The sequence below is a fragment of the Vibrio sp. Makdt genome, from assembly GCF_027587015.1.
GTDB lineage: Bacteria > Pseudomonadota > Gammaproteobacteria > Enterobacterales > Vibrionaceae > Vibrio > Vibrio chagasii_B.
Map to the genome: position 1 here is coordinate 75,753 of NZ_JAPPTH010000006.1, position 19,996 is coordinate 95,748.

Genomic DNA, 19,996 nt, shown 5'->3' on the forward strand with positions numbered 1-19,996 from the left:
GCAATAAAAAAGGTGAATGACTGCTCATTCACCTTTCTCTTAACCATCAGGTTCTACACGCAAATAAAAATTACGCTGGTTGAACTCGACGAAGTACTGCTTTTAGTGCTTCAAAATCATTATCTAAATCTTCAGATAACAACTCCATTGCAGCGTGTTTAGCTAGCGGACCTGGCAGTTCAATGTCTGAACCTAGGATATCATCAACCACTTCTTTGAACTTCGCTGGGTGCGCTGTACATAGGAACAAGCCAGTTTCATTCTCTTGAAGCTGCTCTTCAAGCAGGCGGTAAGCAATCGCACCATGCGGTTCACATAGGTAACCTTGTGCTTTTAGGTCACGTACTGATTCAGCGCTCTGCTCGTCAGATACTTTACCTTTGCCCAGTGTATCCAAGCCCCAGCCTTTCAGTTGGCAAAGCTCTTCGATACGTGGCCAGTTGTTTGGTTGGCTCACATCCATTGCGTTCGATGTTGTCGCAACTGTCGGTTTTGGAGCCCACTCGCCAGTTTCTAAGTAACGAGGAACCGTGTCATTTTCATTGGTAGCGGCGATAAAACGCTTCACTGGTAGGCCAAGCGCTTTCGCTAATAGACCCGCAGTTAGATTGCCGAAGTTACCACTTGGTACCGAGATAACCAGGTTTTCACGTTGCTCTTTGGTTAGCTGAGAAGCCGCTTCAAAGTAGTAACAGATCTGAGCCATCAAGCGGCTGATGTTAATAGAGTTCGCTGAGTTAAGACCAATCTCTTCACGCAGTGCTGCGTCATCAAATGCATCTTTTACTAGCGCCTGACATGCGTCAAAGTCGCCATCAATCGCTACCGTGTGGATGTTCTTACCCAGCGTACAGAATAGTTTTTCTTGTAGCGGGCTGATCTTGCCTTTCGGGTAAAGAATCACAACGTTGATGTCTTCCATGCCGTAGAAAGCATGCGCAACCGCTGCACCAGTATCACCTGATGTTGCTGTCAGGATAGTGATTTGACCACCATTCGAAACTGCCGCTAGAGATTGAGCCATAAAGCGGCCACCGAAATCTTTAAACGCCAGTGTTGGACCATGGAAAAGCTCAAGCGCGTAGACGCCATCTTTCACTTGATTGATAGGTGCAGGGAATTGGAATGCCGCATCCACCATTTGATCGATCTGCTCTTTTGGTAGCTCATCACCAATCAATGCCGATAAGATCTTTGAACTACGAGGGACAAAATCCTCTGCTAGCAGCGCATCGATATCATCAAACTTAGGCAGTTCAGATGGGAAAAATAGACCTTGATTGCGACCTAAGCCTTGACGAACGGCTTGGCCAAAAGAGACTTGTTCATCATTTTCTTTGATGTTGTACAGTTTCATAACTCACTTCCTGTAACGATCGAACCTTGCTTATCTAGGCGACAAACGTGAACGAATCCTTCTTCATTTTGTACGTAATTTTGTTCTAACCAGCGTGCAACACGCTCGGCGACATCTTGTTCTTTGCAAATGCTAAATAGAGTTGGGCCACTACCAGAAATACCAGTAGCTAATGCACCTGCCGACAGCGCGTATTTACGTGCGTCAGCAAACCCTGGAAGCAGTTTCTCACGATATGGTTCAGCGATCACGTCTTTGATCATCTTCGCTGCCAGTTCAGGTTGGCCTGAGTGACACGCGTGGATAAAGCCCGCTAAGTGGCGACCATGAGCAATGATATCCTGACGACGGTACTGAGATGGTAGGATCTCTCTCGCTTCAGCCGTAGATACTTTAATGCCCGGATAAGCCATCACCCAGTACCAGTCATCAAAGCACGGCACTTCTTGGCTAATGATGCCTAGCTCTTCAAGCATTAGTTGCACACCACCAAGGTAGCAAGGTGCTACGTTGTCGTAATGCACACCACCTGAAATTTTACCTTCCATCTCACCCATTAGGGCAAGCAGTTCAGTTTCATTCAGTGGCTGACCATGAAAACGGTTTAGCGCATCAAGCGCCGCGACGATTGAACATGCACTTGAACCTAAACCAGAACCGATAGGCATGTTCTTTTCTAGCGTCATTTCCAGTGGCTTAAGCGCAACGCCTTTTTTATCTAGCTCTCTAGAGAACACCACCCAGCAGTCGTAGACGATGTTTTCTTTCGCTTCAGTTGGCAGCTTAGAAACAAAGCTGCCAGCTGTTTTAAGTGAGAATGGTTCATCACCTGCTTTAACCATAACTCGGTCACCCAGCAGTGTGCCATCCACTGGAGACACAGCGGCCCCCAGCACATCAAACCCTACACTGACATTACCGATTGATGCAGGAGCATAAACGACAACATCCATATCACTTGAACTCATTCCTAAACTCCTAATTTCCAACCAAGAGTACGCATCACATCAGAGAATACGCCTGCTGCTGTTACTTCAGTACCAGCGCCGTAGCCACGAAGTACTAGCGGGATTGGTTGGTAGTAACGACTGTAGAATGCTAGAGCGTTCTCGCCATCTTTAATCTTGAACATTGGGTCGTCGCCATCAACAGCTGCGATACGAACCTTACATTTACCATCGGCGATCTCACCAACATAACGAAGTACTTTGCCTTCTTCTGCTGCGATAGCTGATTGCTCTTGGAAGTAAGCGTCCGCTTCAGGCAAGCGAGCCATGAACTCTTCAACCGTACCTGAATCATCAAAACCTGGTGGTAGAGCTTGGTCAACTTCAACGTCTTCAAGCTCAAGCGCCATGCCGGCTTCACGAGCAAGAATAAGTAGCTTACGCGCCACATCCATACCAGATAGATCATCACGTGGGTCAGGTTCTGTGAAGCCGTTGTCTTTCGCAATGTTGGTTGCTTGGCTTAACGTCATACCTTCATCAAGCTTACCGAAGATGTAAGAAAGAGAACCAGACAGAATGCCGTTGAATTTCTCAAGCTCATCACCTGCAGAGATTAGGTTCTGTAGGTTTTCGATTACAGGTAGACCTGCGCCAACCGTTGTCTCGTACATCAGTTTACGACGTGAGTTACGTGCGACTTCACGCAGCTGATGGTAGTAAGCCATACTAGCTGTATTTGCTTTCTTGTTTGGTGTTACTACGTGGAAACCTGCTGCTAGGAAATCAGCATACTGCGCCGCAATATCTTCGCTAGACGTACAGTCAACCAATACAGGGTTGATGATATGGTTACGTTGAACAAGAGCGGCTAAGCGAGCGAGGCTGAACTCTTCTGTCGCACTCGACATGCGATCACGCCACTGTTCTAGTGGTAAGCCTTCACTGTCTAGCAATAAACCTTTGCTGTTGGCTAAACCACATACGCGAATCACGATGCCCTTTTCAGCCAGTTTGCCTTGCTGACGTTGGATCTGGTCAACAAGTTCGCCACCAACACCGCCAACACCAACAACGAATACGTCAAGGAAGTGCTTAGAGTTAAATAGGTTCTCGTGACACGCTTTGATTGCTTCTGAAATTTTATCTTCAGGGATAACCGCAGAGATAGCGCGCTCAGATGAGCCTTGTGCAATCGCAACAATGTTCACGTTCACTTCAGCTAAAGAAGAGAAGAACTGAGAAGCAACACCTCGTGAAGTACGCATGCCATCGCCCACCAAGGTCACGATAGCAACGTCATCCATGAACTCAACTGGCTCTAGCAGGCCATCTTTAAGCTCAAGTTCAAACGCTTCTGATAGCACTTGCTTAGCTTTTAACTTATCAGCCGACTCGATACAGAAGCTGATGCTGTACTCAGAAGACGATTGAGTAATAAGAACAATAGATACGCCAGCCGAAGACATCGCACCGAATACGCGGCTCGCCATACCAACCATCCCCTTCATACCTGGGCCCGATACGTTAACCATCGTTAGGTCACTTAGTGTCGTGATGCCTTTGATTGCTAGGTTATCTTCGCCAGTGTCTTGACCAATCAAAGTACCAGCACCTTGTGGGTTAAAGCTGTTTTTGATCAGACAAGGAATGTGGAATTGTGCGATAGGAGCAATAGTTTTCGGGTGTAGAACCGAAGCACCAAAGTAAGAAAGCTCCATTGCTTCTTGGTAGCTCAATGATTTAAGCAGACGAGCATCATCAACTAAGCGCGGGTCACAGTTGTAAACGCCATCGACATCAGTCCAGATTTCACAGCAATCCGCACGTAGACACGCCGCTAGCACAGCTGCTGAGTAGTCAGAGCCATTACGACCAAGCGTGACTAGCTCACCTTTTTCATTACCAGCAGTAAAGCCCGGCATGATGTTAACGTGGCCTTTCGGAAGTGGTGATTGTTGGAAGTTCTGTGTAGAGACATCCACATCAACCATAGCTTCAAGGTGATCGCCTTTAGCATATAGGTATTGAACAGGGTCAATCAGGCTTGCTGGTTGGCCTTTCGCTTCCAACACTGCTTTCATTAACTGGATAGAGATTCGCTCACCTTTACTGATGATGCGAGCGTTGACGTGGTTTGGGCACATACCAAGTAGGTTGATGCCATTCACGAACTGCTTTAGCTGAGCAAGAGAAGTATCCACCTGCTCTTGGAACGCAGAACCATCAATTGAAGGTACGACCGCTTTGATCTCTGCAAATAGTGCATTAAATGAAGATTCGATCTCTGTAATCTGTGCGTCAGCTTCACCATTTTTTAGTGCAGCTTCAATAACAGCGACCAACTTATTGGTTGTTTTTCCTGGAGCCGATAGTACAACGGCTAGCTCTTCTTGCTGGGCATTATTAGCGATGATATCAGCCGCTCGTAAAAAACGATCTGCATCAGCTAATGATGAACCTCCAAACTTTAAAACGCGCATCCCTTTCTCCATAAGTCATAAAAATGGTACAAAAAAAGGCCTGTATCTTGTTGGATACAGGCCTTTTTTTTAAAATCCGTTACTTAGCAGCCTGCCCCAACAATGTTAATGTCGGTAATAATAATGGTTGTGGTCATTACTAGGTGGCTTACGTGCTGCATATCAAATTCTCTGCTTGTGCTTTACTCTACGTGTATCAATTTTTACCACTAGACGTCAATGAAAAGTTGCGTTTTTTTTACATTCAGACCGTTTTTCAGAGCAAACCGTCATTTCAGTGATAAAACATCCAGTGCGCACCGACAATTCAGAGGTACGGTTTGATAAACGAACAGATATTAGAAAATCAATTTCATATAAGGTCATAACAAAATGCTATATCGATTGTTCAGCAAGCATACAAGAACTGTGCTTTAATTGAACGATAACGTTCGCAGAACAATAATAAATGACATCAGGAGTGGGAAGTGAAGAGATTACTTATTCTTTTAGCCTTTGCTATGCCTGTTGTATGTTCAGCGAATAGCTTGCCTTTATTGCCGAGTCAAATTGATCGTTCGGCCCACAAGTTCTTTATTTCATCTCAAAACGCATCCAACGAAAGTTTCGATACTTGGAAAGTCGACAGCGGTTACGCGTACAGCTTATTCGATGACGTGGATGTTTACGTCGGTACACGAATCAACAATGCGTCATTGAAGCATGAAAGTGGATTCTTGAGCGGTGTCAGTTACCAGTTCTCAGAAAGGGTCTCGTTCAACAGTTCTTTGCACACCTATAAAGATGAAACAGAAGACAGTGACAAATCTGTTGCGGCTGAGGTGTCAAGCCGAGTGCAACTGACCGACAACTTGGATTTGCATGCCACCCTTGATTATGAAGAGTGGCAGCAAGGTGTCGAAGTAGGACTAGGGTTTCGCTTCTAATCCATAAGCTTAATATCGATGGACAAGTTATGATCCAAACCTCATCTGAGGATCACTCACCACTTATGATTCAAGCAGCAACTCAGATGAAATTAGCACGCCATTCCAATCAGCATAAATGTAATCTCCGGGCTGAATCAATTGGTTATGCACCGTCAGTGTCACATTCACTTGACCTACGCCACGCTTCTCTGTTTTGAATGGTGATGCACCTAGCGCCTGAACACCCAAGTCCATTTGTGACATCATTCCAACATCACGTACAGCACCGTTTACAATCACGCCTTCCCAACCATTCTCTATGGCAAGAATCGCGAGTTGGTCACCAAGCAGTGCTTTTTGACACGAGCCATTTCCGTCAACAACCAATACTTTGCCACTGCCGTCAGTCTCTAAAACTTCGCGAACCTTCGAATTATCGTGATAACAACGAACTGTTACAATTTTTCCCCAGAACGCACCACGTTGGCCGAAGTTCTGTAATGGAAGGTTAAGTAGGGTGACTTTGCTTTCAAACTCATCACACAAGTCGGGTGTTATATCGTGCATATATCCTCCGTGAGTAAGGCGTACCTGAAAATCAGGCGAGCCCCTATGCTTTTATATTGTTATTAAAAATTATTCCTTTATTTTCATTGTTCTATGCTCAATTTAATACTGAATCAAGGTTGATTGAACATATTTATCTACTAGACTCTAAGGACAGCGTTCAGCTTCCTTGGTTCATAATCAGGTCTTTAGCGGGCGAGATGTGATCACTATCTCGAATAATCATTCTGGTTTTCCTGCTAAATAGTCACCATAACACTGGTTAAGTTGTAGCCATACTATTAAAGTTTGTTGCGATACGGCAATTGATGTAAATCAACAAAGTGAATGGAATTAACATTCTCGCGTTGTTAGCATGCTGTTAACATTATAGAATCCGTTGCAATCACTAAAAGAATGATTGAAAGGCGTACTGGATCTACGTTATTGGGCAATACTTCAAGGAAGGCAGATAGCTGGAAGTAAGTGTTTTTTTGAAAACTTTAAGTTATCATCAAAAATACATTACCTGTATGTTATGTTTTTGCCTAGAATTTATTCTATTAGCACAGTTTCGTCACAAATTTAGGTACCGCCAAATGCAAACCCCGCAGATTCTTATCGTTGAAGATGAGCAAGTAACTCGTAACACTCTAAAGAGTATTTTTGAAGCAGAGGGATATGCTGTTTTTGAGGCTAGCGACGGTGAAGAGATGCACCAAGTGCTATCTGACAACCAAGTTAACCTTGTAATTATGGACATCAACCTTCCAGGTAAGAATGGCCTACTACTTGCGCGTGAACTACGTGAGCAAGCAAATGTAGCGCTTATGTTCTTAACTGGTCGTGATAATGAAGTTGATAAGATCCTTGGCCTAGAGATCGGCGCTGATGATTACATCACTAAGCCTTTCAACCCTCGTGAACTGACTATCCGTGCACGCAACCTTCTTAACCGTTCAATGAGCACAAGCTCTGTTCAAGAAGAGAAGCGCAGCGTTGAGAAGTACGAGTTCAACGGTTGGGTACTAGATATCAACAGTCGTTCTCTGGTTAGCCCAGATGGCGAAGGCTACAAGCTACCTCGTTCAGAGTTCCGCGCTCTACTTCACTTCTGTGAGAACCCAGGTAAGATCCAAACACGTGCAGACCTTCTTAAGAAAATGACTGGCCGTGAGCTTAAGCCACACGATCGTACTGTAGACGTAACAATCCGTCGTATTCGTAAGCACTTTGAATCTGTTTCTGGTACTCCAGAAATCATCGCAACGATTCACGGTGAAGGCTACCGCTTTTGTGGTGACCTAGAAGACTAATTCGATTCGCGTTTCTAGTCGTTTAGCACATAGTGTTTAAACAGTTGAAGCGCAATCAATGGTTATTAAAAAGGGAGAATGCCAACGCATTCTCCCTTTTTTGTTGTTCTGAGTTGAATAAGGGTTAGTAAACCGTATCAACCTTAACGTCTTTCTCCACCAGCCACTTCACCGTCTCACCGTCTTTCAGTTCAACCGCAACATCAACCGGCTTTTCGCTGTCGATCTCTAGCTGCCATACAAACGCAACTTCCCACTGAGTCTCGCTGTGCGTTCTTAGATCAAGATCGTCAGCAGTTACTAACAAGGTATCTGCGCCTTGCTTAACGGTCACGCTTTCCACCGCCAGTGTTGCTGGTAATTCTGAATCTGACTCTAGGTAGATAGCGCCATGCAGAGTCTTGTCTTGAGTCTCTCCGATCGTTGGCATCTTGTTGTGCCAAAGGTTGCTTTTCATTGTGACTGTCGCTGCAGATACTTCAACTTGGTTGTCCTGCTGCCACTCAACTTGTGGTGCAGCACAGCCCGCTAATGCCACTACGCATGCGGCGAATGCTAATTTTTTCATTATTCTTCTACCTTTGGTTTAACCAACTCTTTAAGACTTCAATGTCATTCTGGTATTCGTTATTAATCTCATCGACCCAATCTGAAATATTTTCCCACCAAGCTGGTAGGTCTGGAGATTGGGCTTTTTGAGCTACTTGCTGGATGCGCTTCAAACCAATTGAACCTGCAGCGCCTTTAATCTTGTGCGCCTCAGAAACGATACTGGCTTGGTCTTTCGCGACCATATTGGAGTTCAATATTTCCATATACTCCGGCATCATATCTTCAAACATCACGATGCTATCTAAAACCGGCTTCGGTCCAACAATGTCAACATAAGACTCTAGCATATCAATATCAAGCAAACTGGTGTCAATCGAAGAAATCGTCGGCTTACTCTCCTCTACCTTTTCGGTCGCTCCGGCTTCTTTCACAGCCTCTGGTGCATCCTCGATAAGTTCGCTGATCACGTCTTGAATCGCTCTCACGGATAGCGGTTTACTGATCGCTTCATCCATACCTTTCTGGAAGTACTCTTGCTTGTTACTTAGTACATTCGCAGTCAATGCCACTAACGGCGGTAATTGGGTGTATTTCTCACGGTAGTACTGGGCAATATCGAAGCCTGTCATATCTGGTAGCTGGATATCCAACAGTACCAAGTCATAGTCTTCTGGGTTGAAGGCAATTTGCGCCTCTTTACCAGTCATCACCACCGTCACTTCATGACCTAGGCTCTCCAACAGAGAGCGCGCAACCGTGATATTGAGTTCGATATCTTCAACCATGAAGATCTTAAGGTTCGACTGTTTTCGAGGTGTCTTAATCAAGGCCTGAGTATCATGATTAACAGGCACACGAATCGAAACCGTGAAGGTACTACCAAAACCCTCTTCACTGGTTACCTCAATGTCGCCATCCATCATGTTGATCAACTGTTTAGAGACAGCAAGGCCAATACCGGTTCCCACTGCATGCAAGTTATCGGTGCCTGATTTCACCTGATAGTACATCGCGAAGATTTTCTCGAGCTCACTTTCAGGGATACCAATACCCGTATCTTCGACTTCCATGGTGATGTTGGCAAAGTCACCATCAATATCGGCGCTAACAGTCATCACCACGCCACCATCTTTGGTGAACTTCATCGCGTTACTAACAAGGTTCCACAGCACCTGTCTCAAACGAGTGCCATCAACTTCAACAGCCACTGGAAGATCAGACAATCGTTCTAAGTCGAACCTCAAACCTTTCTGTTCAGCCATCAGTGCCGAGATACTTTCGATCTCCACAACAAAGTCTTCAAAGTTGATCGGGGTTGGGAATAGCTCAAGCTTGCGACGGTCGAACTTATCCATATCGATAATATCGTTGAAGATGTTACCCAGTGTTACCGCGCTCACCTTGATAGTTTGCATCTGTTTGCGCTGCTCACTGGTCAGTTGGCTATCAAGCAACATGCGGCTTAAGCCAATAATGCCGTTAAGCGGTGTTCTTAACTCGTGGCTGATAGTAGAAATAAAGGTGGTCTTATCACGGCTGGCTTTCTCAATGGACTCTTGATGCTCTTTACGCTCGGTAATATCACGACCGAAGCCCACCAAACCAAGATGACGACCATCTTTGCTGTAGAAAGGCACTTTACGCAGTTCGAAGTAGCTCTTACGTCCATCTGGGTACTCAAGCCATTGATCGTAGGTGAGAGCCTGGTTGTCAGCAAAAACTTTCTTATCTGTTTCAACAACTTGCTGAGCGATTTCTTTGCTGTAGACATCCCACGGCGTCAAACCCACCAAGTCTTTTTCTGTCTTGCCAGTGAGCTCCTCAACTGCTCGGTTACAACCCGAGAAAACACCATCTTCATTACGGTAGTAAATAAGGTCAGGCGAGGCGTCGATAAACGAGCGCAGCAGTGCCGTTCGCTCTGCAAGTTCAAGCTGAGTGCGCTCACGCTGAAATACTTCATTCTCGAGGTCATGCATCGCTTCAGCACGCGCCTCTTCGGCCTTTTCACGCTCTTCAATTTCTTGATTGAGCTTCTCGATATTGAGCTGCAACTTATTATTCAGCTCTTGGTCGCGCTCTCGCATGTCGCCAAGTTTAGAGACTAACTTAGCTAAACGCTGACGAGACTCTTCCAGCTGATCAACAACCACTGACAGAAAGTAAACGGCCCAAGGTGTGATCACTAAACCGAAGAATACTGAGCGGACAATGTCGATGTCATCAACATTACCTTTAAGTGCGAGAGTGATGCCGACTTGCACGACAACAGCGAGGGCAACAAGCGCTAAGGCGAGTAAGATAGAAAAGCGGACAATCCCCAGCTTTACGAGTAGATCCACGTAATACTGGGCGAGATTTTTCATGGGTTTCATTTAGCGCTCCATGCGATAAGACTAGCAACATTCTACCCTGTTTGAAGATAGGAGGTAAGCTAGCTACATCACATGCAGCAAGAGAGCTGGGTTATATTGTTTAAAACAGATAACCCAAGTAAATAAAGGTTAAGTCAGTGATAAATTTATTTAGCGAATCGACGATGGATGCACGCTAGAACGATTTCGACCATCAGATTTCGCTTGATAAAGCGCACTGTCGGCTAACGCTACCGCAGACTCCATCTCATCTTCAGGAGTCGGTACATAAGAGATAACACCAATACTGACGGTAATAAACTCAGAAACGGTCGATTTTTCATGGATCAGCCCCAGCTTTAGCACTTCATCATGAATTCGCTGTGCGACCATCAATGCTCCGTCCGCGGTTGTGTTTGGCAGAATAAAACCAAACTCTTCACCACCATAACGAGCCACACAATCTGACGAACGGTTAAGTACCTTCTTAAACGCCTGAGAGACTTGAATCAGCGCATCATCACCTTGTTGGTGACCGTAGTAGTCGTTGTAGCCTTTAAAGAAGTCGATATCGCACAACATAATAGTAAGTGGTAACTTCTCACGTACATGGTAATGCCACAGGGTCGACAATTGTTCATCAAAGCGGCGTCGGTTAGAAACCTGAGTCAGGCTGTCCATAAAGCTGAGACGCTCAAGCTCAAGGTTCGCCTCTTCCAATTTCTGCTCAGCAAGGTAACGCTCGGTGATATCGCGAGCCATGATCAACACACCATTCGTGCTAGACGCTGGATCTCTAAATGGCGACTTCACCACGTCATACCAAGTGTATTCACCATCACTAGAGATCACCTTGTCGATATAACGCAGTGATTTTCCTTGATGAAGCACCTGATGATCGGACTCTGAGATACGCATATACATGCTATTTGGCACCACATCCTGAAGACGCTTACCGACCAAATCACTGACCTCAGAAATACCAAGCGCTGCCACAAACGGCTTATTACAGGCTTGGTAAACCATGTTTTCATTAAAGATACCGATCGAGTCAGGGCTGGCTTCTAAGATGTTTTGTAAGATGGTGTCACGCTGAGCAAGGGCGACTTCGGTATCTTTACGTTTTTCCATCTCACCACGCAGTTTCTGCTGCATATCGTGCCAGTCGGTTACATCATGGCTAATAGAAAGCGTGCCGATGTTTTCCCCATCCTGAGATAACAACACACTTTGGTAGGTTTCAAGTAGGCAGCTTTTACCATCTTGGTCAGTCGTCCATGAACGTTCACTGACGCGGCCTTTTAAGGCTCCACCCGAAACGCTTAAAGTGCCCTCTTCCGGGCGACCATGCCAAAACTTCTTGAAGGAGCGATTGCTTGCTAGCAATTCACCTTTTTGGTCCTTTACATAAATCAACTCAGACAGGGAGTCCAAAGCGGTACGGGCGACATTCAGTTCACGCAGCTCTTGGGATTGCTCTTCATTCGTGTTTTTGTAAGGTGATGCGTGAATCATCCACGCTTTTTTGTTTCTAAAGTGGATCTTACGCCCCACAAGATTGATCTTGAAGGACTCAAATTCAGACAGTGCCCAAAGCGAGTTCTGAGCAAATGATCGAGAGTTGATGTGATTGGTTAAGTATTGACGGAAACTATTTTCGCTTTCCACGGTAGGAAAACGAAAGTTTACGCCAATCTGGCGGATACCAAGCAACTGCATTGCCTGACGGTTGGAATACAAGATCTCGCCGGTCCGGACATCAACGAAAAATAGAGGGGATGGCGTCGAGAGAAGTAACTTTTCAATATGAGACTGATAACGTGAATAAAGATGCCAGCAGATCAGAGCAATCAGCAACATGAAAACGATATAAACACCGTAGCCATACGCTCTGTCCCACAACCAATTCATTACCAGTTCCATCTACTCTCAATCTATACCATAAAATCTGTGAGGGAAATGTTACCACTATTTACTGGTTTTATCTGCTGTTACCTACTTTCACCCATTTCTATCAATTCGTTATGTTTAAAACAGGTAATGTGTACTCGAATGCAGAGCCTGTTTTAATGCCTTGAGCACCGGTTTTATCCAATGATCGACCTATCTCTGTCATCGCCAACCAACGGTTCTCACACCATAACGGAGATAGTAACGTAGGACGTCTTGCCGCAGATGAAACACGATGGTAAACCACGTCCGCTGGCGTACGCTGAATAATATCGGTAGCAATGTCGATGTATTCTTCAAGGCTTGGAGCTTCTAGCTTGCCTGCCTTCCATGCCTTGGCCATGGTACTTCCCTCTACGATATGAAGGCCATGAAGTTTTATGCCATCCGTTCCTACCGCTAATACCTTATCTAGTGTTTCCAGGTTATCCGCTTTAGTTTCTTTTGGCAGGCCAACAATCAGGTGAGTACACACCTTAATTCCGAGAGCGCGTGCACGTTGGGTGATCGTTTCATACACCGCAAAATCATGACCACGATTAATGCGTTTGAGCGTGCTGTTATTGGCCGTTTGCAAACCGAGTTCCAACCAGATCTCATACCCCTTTTCTACGTATCCAGCCAATAATTCTAAAACAGAATCAGGTACGCAGTCGGGTCTTGTGCCCACGCAAAGACCTACGATATCGGCACCAGGTGCTTTTAGCGCCTCTTCATACATATTCTTGAGCACTTGCACCTCAGCATAAGTGCTGGTGTACGCCTGAAAATAAGCCAGATACTTCTTAGCACGAGCAATTTCACCCGCACGATCTTTTAGTTGTTCTGCAATACTCTGAACCTGAGTTTGTTCATCGGCAAAAGACGCCACATTACAAAAAGTGCAGCCTCCACGGCCAATGGTTCCATCTCGGTTTGGACAACTGAAACCACCATGCAGTGTTAGTTTGTGAACCTTTTCGCCATAACGACGTTGAAGATCTTGGCCGATAGTATTGACCAACTCATGTAATTGCATATTTTCAAAGCGCTCAAGTAAATAAGAATGAATATCAGTCTTTTTTTGAAAAAAAATTACATCCCTGCAAAATTCGACCAATTAGTTTACTCAAGGCTTTTTGCGAGCAACCTATCAAATATCAATAAACATGCAAAAAATCGGCTCTATTTGCCTAATGTTGCACATTTGTTAGACAAAAAATTCAAAATAAAACGAAAAAAATGGTCTACATGGTTCAACTTTCATTGCAATTCGCCTAAACAAAATTGTAGGATACTTACACATATTGGCTATTTTTGAGTATTTACTTACAACAAAAACTTGCTAATAAGTCGGTGATATCTAACTCCCACCTATATAAACCACTAGTTTGTGGCTAAAAATAAACGGATATCACCAAGGATTGTTTTTCTCGCAATACTTTTCCTGCGAGATACGGAAAGGATTCAAACCGCCAACATAGGCAGGTTTAGACTCATAAATATAAAAGGACAAGGCTGACTTTATACAAAGAAGTTGCGCCTAGATTTAACTGGAAGGATGTATCTATGGTAGATCAAGAGCAGAACTCACAGGGTCTGTATACTCCTGAACTGGAGCATGACGCTTGTGGTATCGGTTTTGTTGCGCATCTCAAGAATCGCAAATCTCATGATGTAGTAACTCAAGCACTCGATATGCTTGCACGTATGGAACACCGTGGTGGCCAAGGCTGCGATCCGTGTTCTGGTGATGGTGCAGGTATCCTGCTACAGAAGCCGCACGAATTCTTACTAGAAGAAGCCGTAAAGCTTGGAATTAAACTGCCATCTTTTGAAAAATATGGTGTTGGTGTTGTACTTTTCCCTAAAGATGAACACAAACGTGCACAGTGTCGTGACATTCTAGAACGCAATGCACAACGCCTAGAGTTAGAAGTGATCGGCTACCGTGAACTTCCAACTGACAACTCAATGATTGGTGCTGACCCACTAAGCACTGAACCTCAATTTGAACACGTATTTGTATCTGGCGGCCCTGGTATTACTCCAGAAGAGCTTGAGCGCAAACTGTACGTTCTACGTAACTACACCGTTCGCGTGTGTCTAGAAAGCGTTTCAAATATCGGTGATGACTTCTACATTAACTCTATGTCTTACAAGACATTGGTGTACAAAGGTCAGCTAACAACAGAACAAGTTCCTCAGTACTTCCTAGATCTGCAAAACCCAACTATGGTGACAGCTCTAGCACTTGTACACTCTCGCTTCTCTACCAATACATTCCCACGTTGGCGTCTAGCTCAGCCTTTCCGTTACATCGCGCACAATGGCGAAATCAATACGGTTCGCGGTAACCTAAACTGGATGAAAGCGCGTGAAGCGATCCTTGAATCGGATCTATTCACACAAGCTGAAATCGACATGCTACTGCCTATCTGTCAGGAAGGTAGCTCGGATTCATCAAACTTCGATATGGCACTGGAACTACTTGTTCTTTCAGGTCGTACTCTGCCACACGCATTGATGATGATGATCCCAGAAGCATGGCAAGAAAACAAAAACATGGACCCAACTCGTCGTGCGTTCTACCAGTACCACGCGAACGTAATGGAACCATGGGATGGCCCAGCTTCGGTATGTTTCACTGATGGTGTTCAAGTAGGTGCAACCCTTGACCGTAACGGTCTGCGCCCTTCTCGCTACACAGTGACCAAAGACGATTTCCTAGTGATGGCGTCTGAATCAGGTGTTGTTGAAATTGCACCAGAAAACGTTGAATACCGTGGTCGTCTACAACCAGGTCGTATCTTCGTTGCTGACTTAGAGCAAGGCCGCATCATTTCTGATGAAGAAGTGAAAGATGGCATCGCGAAATCTCAACCATACGAAAAGTGGGTTGAAGAGAACCTTCTGAGCTTGAAAAAGCTACCAGATGCGAGCAACGAATTTAGCCAACCTTCTCCAGAGAAACTTCTCCACAAACAACAATCGTTTGGTGTGAGCTCTGAAGAAGTAAACGAAATCATTCTACCTCTTGCGAAGACTGGCTATGAGCCGCTTTCTGCAATGGGTGCTGACTGGCCGCTAGCGATTCTTTCTCACCAATCGCAGCACCTTTCAAACTACTTCAAACAGCTGTTTGCGCAAGTAACTAACCCGCCAATCGACCCGATTCGTGAGCGTATGGTTATGTCTCTGAACACTTACCTAGGTAAAGATCAGAACCTACTTGCTGAAACACCTGAGCACTGTCAAAAGGTAGAGCTTGAGTCTCCAGTACTGTCTAACTCTGAGTTAGAAAAGCTGCGCGCTATCGATAACGAGCACCTTCAAGCGAAGACGTTGGATATCGTATTCCAAGCAAACGGAGACCAAGGTAAGTTAGAGCGTGCTCTGAAACGTATTTGCCAATACGCAGAAGATGCCGTGATTGATGGTTACTCAATTATCCTACTAACTGACCGTGCGGTTAACTCTAACCACGCTGCAATTCCAGCAATGCTTGCTGTTGGCGCGGTACACCACCACCTAATCCGAAAAGGCCTACGTGCTAAGTGTGACATCGTGGTTGAAACGGGTGATGCACGTGAAACACACCACTTCGCAACGCTTCTTGGCTATGGTGCAAACGCAGTTAACCCATACCTAGTAATTGAAACGATTGTTGAACTACAACGTACTAAAAAACTAGACCCGAACGTTCACCCACGTGAGTTCTTCGATAACTACCGTAAAGGTGTTAACGGCGGTCTACTGAAGATCTTCTCTAAGATGGGGATCTCGACACTGCAGTCTTACCACGGTGCACAAATCTTTGAAGCACTTGGTATCAGCAAGTCAGTGGTTGAAAAATACTTCACTGGTACGGTTTCTCGTATTCAAGGTCTGACGATCGACGATATCGCACGTGAAGTACTTGTTCGTCACCGTGTTGGTTACCCAGCTCGTGAAATCCCAGCTCAAATCCTTGATGTTGGCGGTGTTTACCAGTGGAAACAACGTGGTGAGAAGCACTTATTCAACCCAGAAACCATCTCTCTACTTCAAGAGTCGACGCGTAACAAAGATTACGGTCAGTTCAAGAAGTACGCAAAAGCAGTCGATGACCAAGGCGACAACGCAGCAACGCTACGTAGCCAACTTGATTTCATCAAAAACCCAGCAGGCTCTATTCCTCTAGCGGAAGTAGAACCAATCGAGAATATCCTTAAGCGTTTCGCTACTGGCGCAATGAGCTTTGGTTCTATCTCGCATGAGGCTCACTCAACACTGGCTGTTGCAATGAACCGCATTGGCGCGAAGTCAAACTCAGGTGAAGGTGGTGAAGATCCAGCACGTTTCGAACGCAAAGAAAACGGTGACTGGGAACGTTCAGCAATCAAACAAGTAGCTTCTGGTCGCTTTGGTGTAACGTCTTACTACCTATCGAACGCTGATGAGCTGCAAATCAAGATGGCTCAAGGTGCGAAACCTGGTGAAGGTGGTCAACTACCTGGTGATAAGGTTGATGACTGGATCGGCGCGACGCGTCACTCGACTCCAGGCGTAGGTCTAATCTCACCACCGCCACACCACGATATCTACTCAATCGAAGATTTGGCTCAGCTAATCTACGATCTGAAAAACGCGAACCGTAACGGCCGTGTCAACGTGAAGCTAGTATCGGAAGCAGGCGTAGGTACGATTGCATCTGGTGTAGCGAAAGCGAAAGCTGACGTGGTACTTATCGCAGGTTTTGATGGTGGTACGGGTGCATCTCCGATGTCTTCTATCCGTCACACTGGTCTGCCTTGGGAACTGGGTCTAGCAGAAACGCACCAAACACTACTGAAAAACGGCCTACGTAACCGTATCGTTGTTCAGTCTGATGGTCAGATGAAAACACCACGTGACCTTGCAGTAGCAACGTTACTTGGCGCGGAAGAATGGGGCGTAGCAACAGCGGCATTGGTTGTTGAAGGCTGTATCATGATGCGTAAGTGTCACAAGAATACCTGTCCTGTTGGTATCGCAACACAAAACAAAACTCTGCGTGAGCGTTTCGACGGCCGCGTAGAAGACGTAGTGACTTTCTTCCAATACATGGCTGAAGGTCTGCGTGAAGTAATGGCTGAACTTGGCTTCCGCTCTATCGATGAGATGGTAGGTCAATCGCACAAACTTAAAGTTCGTGACGACATCGGCCACTGGAAGTACAAGAACCTAGATCTAACACCTGTACTGCACATTGAGCAGGCTCGTGAAGAAGATGGTATCTACAACCAGACACAACAAAACCACAACCTAGAAGACGTTCTAGACCGCAAGTTGATTCAAGCGGCAATTCCTGCACTTGAGAAAGGTGAAGCTGTAAATGCGACCTTCCCTATCATCAACACAGACCGCTCTGCGGGTACCATGCTGTCGAACGAAATCTCGAAGGTTTACAAAGACCAAGGTTTACCACAACCAATGAACGTTAAGTTCCACGGTAGTGCTGGCCAATCTTTCGGTGCGTTCCTTGCGAAAGGCGTTAAGTTCGAAGTAGAAGGCGACGCGAACGATTACTGGGGTAAAGGCCTGTCTGGCGGTACTTTGGTACTGTACCCAGATGCGAAGTCTTCTATCGTTGCTGAAGATAATATCGTGGTTGGTAACGTATGTTTCTACGGTGCAACCTCAGGTGAATCTTTCATTCGCGGTATGGCTGGTGAACGTTTCTGTGTTCGTAACTCAGGTGCGAAGGTTGTTGTTGAGGGCGTTGGTGACCACGGTTGTGAATACATGACTGGTGGTGTTGCCGTTATCCTTGGCTCAACAGGTCGTAACTTTGCTGCGGGTATGAGTGGCGGTGTCGCTTATGTTTGGGACAAAGCTGGTGACTTCGAAACTAAGCTTAACCCAGAACTTGTAGACCTAGATCCAATTGAACAAGAAGATAAAGATCTTCTACTAGATATGCTAACCAAGCACGTTGAATTAACAGGAAGTGAAGTTGCTCAGTCTTTCCTAGACAACTTTGAAGCAAGTATTGCATCACTGATTAAAGTTATGCCACGCGACTACAAAGCAGTTCTTGAGAAGCGTAAAGCTGAAGCACAACAGGCACAAACGGAAGAAGTGGAGGCAGTATAATGGGTAAGCCTACTGGATTTTTAGAACACGGTCGCGAGCTTCCAAAGAAGCTCGACCCATCGGTTCGTATCGAAGACAACAAAGAGTTCGTACTTAACGAAGAGTTTGGTGACAAGATCAATACTCAAGCATCTCGTTGTATGGACTGTGGTGTACCTTTCTGTCACAGCGGTTGTCCGATTGGTAACATCATCCCAGAATTCAATGACGCGGTTTACCGTGACAGCTGGGAAGAGGCTTGGAACATCCTAAGCTCTACCAACAACTTCCCTGAGTTTACGGGTCGTGTGTGTCCTTCTCCTTGTGAGAGTGCTTGTGTACTAGGTATTAACCAAGACCCAATCACTATCTGTAATATCGAGAAAACAATTGTAGAAACTGCGTACCGTGAAGGGTACGCAAAACCAAAAACACCTCGCTCTCGCACTGGTAAAACTGTAGCGATTGTTGGCTCTGGCCCTGCAGGTCTAGCCGCAGCCGAGCAGCTAAACAGCGCTGGTCACTCAGTGACGGTATTTGAACGTGACGAAAAAGTTGGCGGTCTACTGCGTTTTGGTATCCCAGATTTCAAACTGGGTATGGACGTGATTGATCGTAAGATCAACCTAATGGCTGAAGCAGGCGTAGAGTTTAAAGTTAACCAACACATAGGTGTGGATGTTAATGCTCAACAACTACGTCAAGAGTTTGATGTGGTATTGCTAACTGGTGGTTCTACGGTTCCACGTGACTTACCAATCCCAGGTCGTGAGTTGAAAGGCGTTCACTTTGCCATGGAGTTCCTTGGTCAAAACAACCGCCGAGCTAACAACCTAGATCTTAAAACAGAAGAGATTCACGCTAAAGATAAGCACGTTGTGGTTATCGGTGGTGGTGATACTGGCTCTGACTGTGTGGGTACATCAAACCGTCACAAAGCAGCGAGCATTACTCAGGTTGAGATCATGCCGATCCCACCAGAGAAGCGCCCAGCAAACATGCCATGGCCTCAATACCCAATGATCATGAAGACCACGACTTCTCACGAAGAAGGTTGTGAGCGTCACTGGAACATCTTAACCAAAGAGTTCATCGGTAACGATCAAGGTCAAGTGACGGGTCTACGTATCGCAGACATCGTATGGAAAGACGCAGCTCCTGGTGAGCGCCCTACTTTTGATGAAGTAGCAAACTCAGAGCGTGTTATTCCTTGTGACCAAGCATTCCTAGCGATGGGTTTCTTACACCCAGAGCCAACAGGTGTGCTTGCTCAGCTTGATATCAAACTGGATGAGCGCGGTAACGTTGCTTCTGAAGGTTACGCAACCAACCAGAAAGGTGTTTTCGCTGCTGGTGATATGCGTACCGGTCAATCTCTAGTAGTACGTTGTATTAATGAAGGTCGTGAATGTGCGATTGCCATTGATGACTTCTTAATGGGTAACTCAAACTTAGAAGCGAAAGCTGATTCACTCATGCTTTCCGCATAATATTTCTCGGGCTAACGT

Annotated in this window: 13 protein-coding genes and 1 other annotated feature; of the genes, 5 read left to right on the forward strand and 8 right to left on the reverse strand. The window is 45.6% G+C overall.

All coding sequences use genetic code 11. The features are described 5' to 3' along the window. Nucleotides 1-70: 70 nt before the first annotated feature. From thrC to thrA, 3 genes are read right to left on the reverse strand one after another with little or no spacing between them, the layout of a single operon-like run. On the reverse strand, nucleotides 71-1,357 hold the full coding sequence (thrC, locus tag OH460_RS09585) for a threonine synthase (protein WP_061033358.1): 1,287 nt from the start codon (nucleotides 1,355-1,357) through the stop codon (nucleotides 71-73). Then, nucleotides 1,354-2,310, reverse strand: a complete 957-nt coding sequence (gene thrB / locus OH460_RS09590) for a homoserine kinase (RefSeq protein ID WP_008224344.1) — start codon at nucleotides 2,308-2,310, stop codon at nucleotides 1,354-1,356. Before thrB ends, thrC begins: the two co-directional genes overlap by 4 nt. A 17-nt stretch (nucleotides 2,311-2,327) precedes the next feature. Then, nucleotides 2,328-4,787 carry a bifunctional aspartate kinase/homoserine dehydrogenase I gene (gene thrA / locus OH460_RS09595; RefSeq protein WP_008224342.1) on the reverse strand — a complete coding sequence of 820 codons (2,460 nt, stop codon included), beginning with the start codon at nucleotides 4,785-4,787 and terminating at the stop codon, nucleotides 2,328-2,330. 29 nt (nucleotides 4,788-4,816) lie between these two features. Beyond that, nucleotides 4,817-4,935: a sequence feature (Thr leader region), on the reverse strand. 319 nt (nucleotides 4,936-5,254) lie between these two features. Here thrA and OH460_RS09600 point away from each other — a divergent pair. Further along, nucleotides 5,255-5,713 carry a ribonuclease regulator gene (locus OH460_RS09600; protein WP_032498815.1) on the forward strand — a complete coding sequence of 153 codons (459 nt, stop codon included), beginning with the start codon at nucleotides 5,255-5,257 and terminating at the stop codon, nucleotides 5,711-5,713. Nucleotides 5,714-5,776: 63 nt separating this feature from the next. On the opposite strand, the gene OH460_RS09605 is transcribed toward OH460_RS09600, so the two are convergent. Next, nucleotides 5,777-6,262 (reverse strand): putative 4-hydroxy-4-methyl-2-oxoglutarate aldolase, encoded by a 486-nt coding sequence (locus OH460_RS09605; RefSeq protein WP_061033359.1) that lies wholly within the window; start codon nucleotides 6,260-6,262, stop codon nucleotides 5,777-5,779. 53 nt (nucleotides 6,263-6,315) lie between these two features. Here OH460_RS09605 and OH460_RS27440 point away from each other — a divergent pair, with 53 nt between their 5' ends. Further along, complete coding sequence (locus tag OH460_RS27440; RefSeq protein ID WP_081090356.1) at nucleotides 6,316-6,468, forward strand: ribonuclease activity regulator protein RraA; 153 nt, start codon at nucleotides 6,316-6,318, stop codon at nucleotides 6,466-6,468. 372 nt (nucleotides 6,469-6,840) lie between these two features. Next, nucleotides 6,841-7,557, forward strand: coding sequence for a two-component system response regulator ArcA (gene arcA / locus OH460_RS09610; protein WP_004741534.1), 717 nt, complete (start codon nucleotides 6,841-6,843; stop codon nucleotides 7,555-7,557). A gap of 124 nt (nucleotides 7,558-7,681) precedes the next feature. Here arcA and OH460_RS09615 read toward each other — a convergent pair whose 3' ends face one another. The 4 genes from OH460_RS09615 to OH460_RS09630 form a co-directional block, all read right to left on the reverse strand. Then, nucleotides 7,682-8,125: a hypothetical protein gene (locus OH460_RS09615; protein ID WP_008222882.1), complete on the reverse strand. Its 444-nt coding sequence runs from the start codon at nucleotides 8,123-8,125 to the stop codon at nucleotides 7,682-7,684. A 7-nt stretch (nucleotides 8,126-8,132) separates the two neighbouring features. Next, nucleotides 8,133-10,484, reverse strand: a complete 2,352-nt coding sequence (arcB, locus tag OH460_RS09620) for an aerobic respiration two-component sensor histidine kinase ArcB (RefSeq protein WP_239930589.1) — start codon at nucleotides 10,482-10,484, stop codon at nucleotides 8,133-8,135. A 150-nt stretch (nucleotides 10,485-10,634) separates the two neighbouring features. Beyond that, nucleotides 10,635-12,386, reverse strand: coding sequence for a sensor domain-containing diguanylate cyclase (locus OH460_RS09625; protein WP_269996941.1), 1,752 nt, complete (start codon nucleotides 12,384-12,386; stop codon nucleotides 10,635-10,637). A gap of 91 nt (nucleotides 12,387-12,477) precedes the next feature. Next, nucleotides 12,478-13,431 (reverse strand): TIGR01212 family radical SAM protein, encoded by a 954-nt coding sequence (locus OH460_RS09630; protein ID WP_008222878.1) that lies wholly within the window; start codon nucleotides 13,429-13,431, stop codon nucleotides 12,478-12,480. Nucleotides 13,432-13,961: 530 nt separating this feature from the next. Here OH460_RS09630 and gltB point away from each other — a divergent pair. Next, the gene (gene gltB, locus OH460_RS09635) at nucleotides 13,962-18,509 is read left to right on the forward strand and encodes a glutamate synthase large subunit (RefSeq protein ID WP_269996942.1); all 4,548 of its coding nucleotides are present in this window, start codon (nucleotides 13,962-13,964) and stop codon (nucleotides 18,507-18,509) included. Next, the gene (locus tag OH460_RS09640; RefSeq protein ID WP_061033364.1) at nucleotides 18,509-19,978 is read left to right on the forward strand and encodes a glutamate synthase subunit beta; all 1,470 of its coding nucleotides are present in this window, start codon (nucleotides 18,509-18,511) and stop codon (nucleotides 19,976-19,978) included. Before gltB ends, OH460_RS09640 begins: the two co-directional genes overlap by 1 nt. Nucleotides 19,979-19,996: the final 18 nt, after the last annotated feature.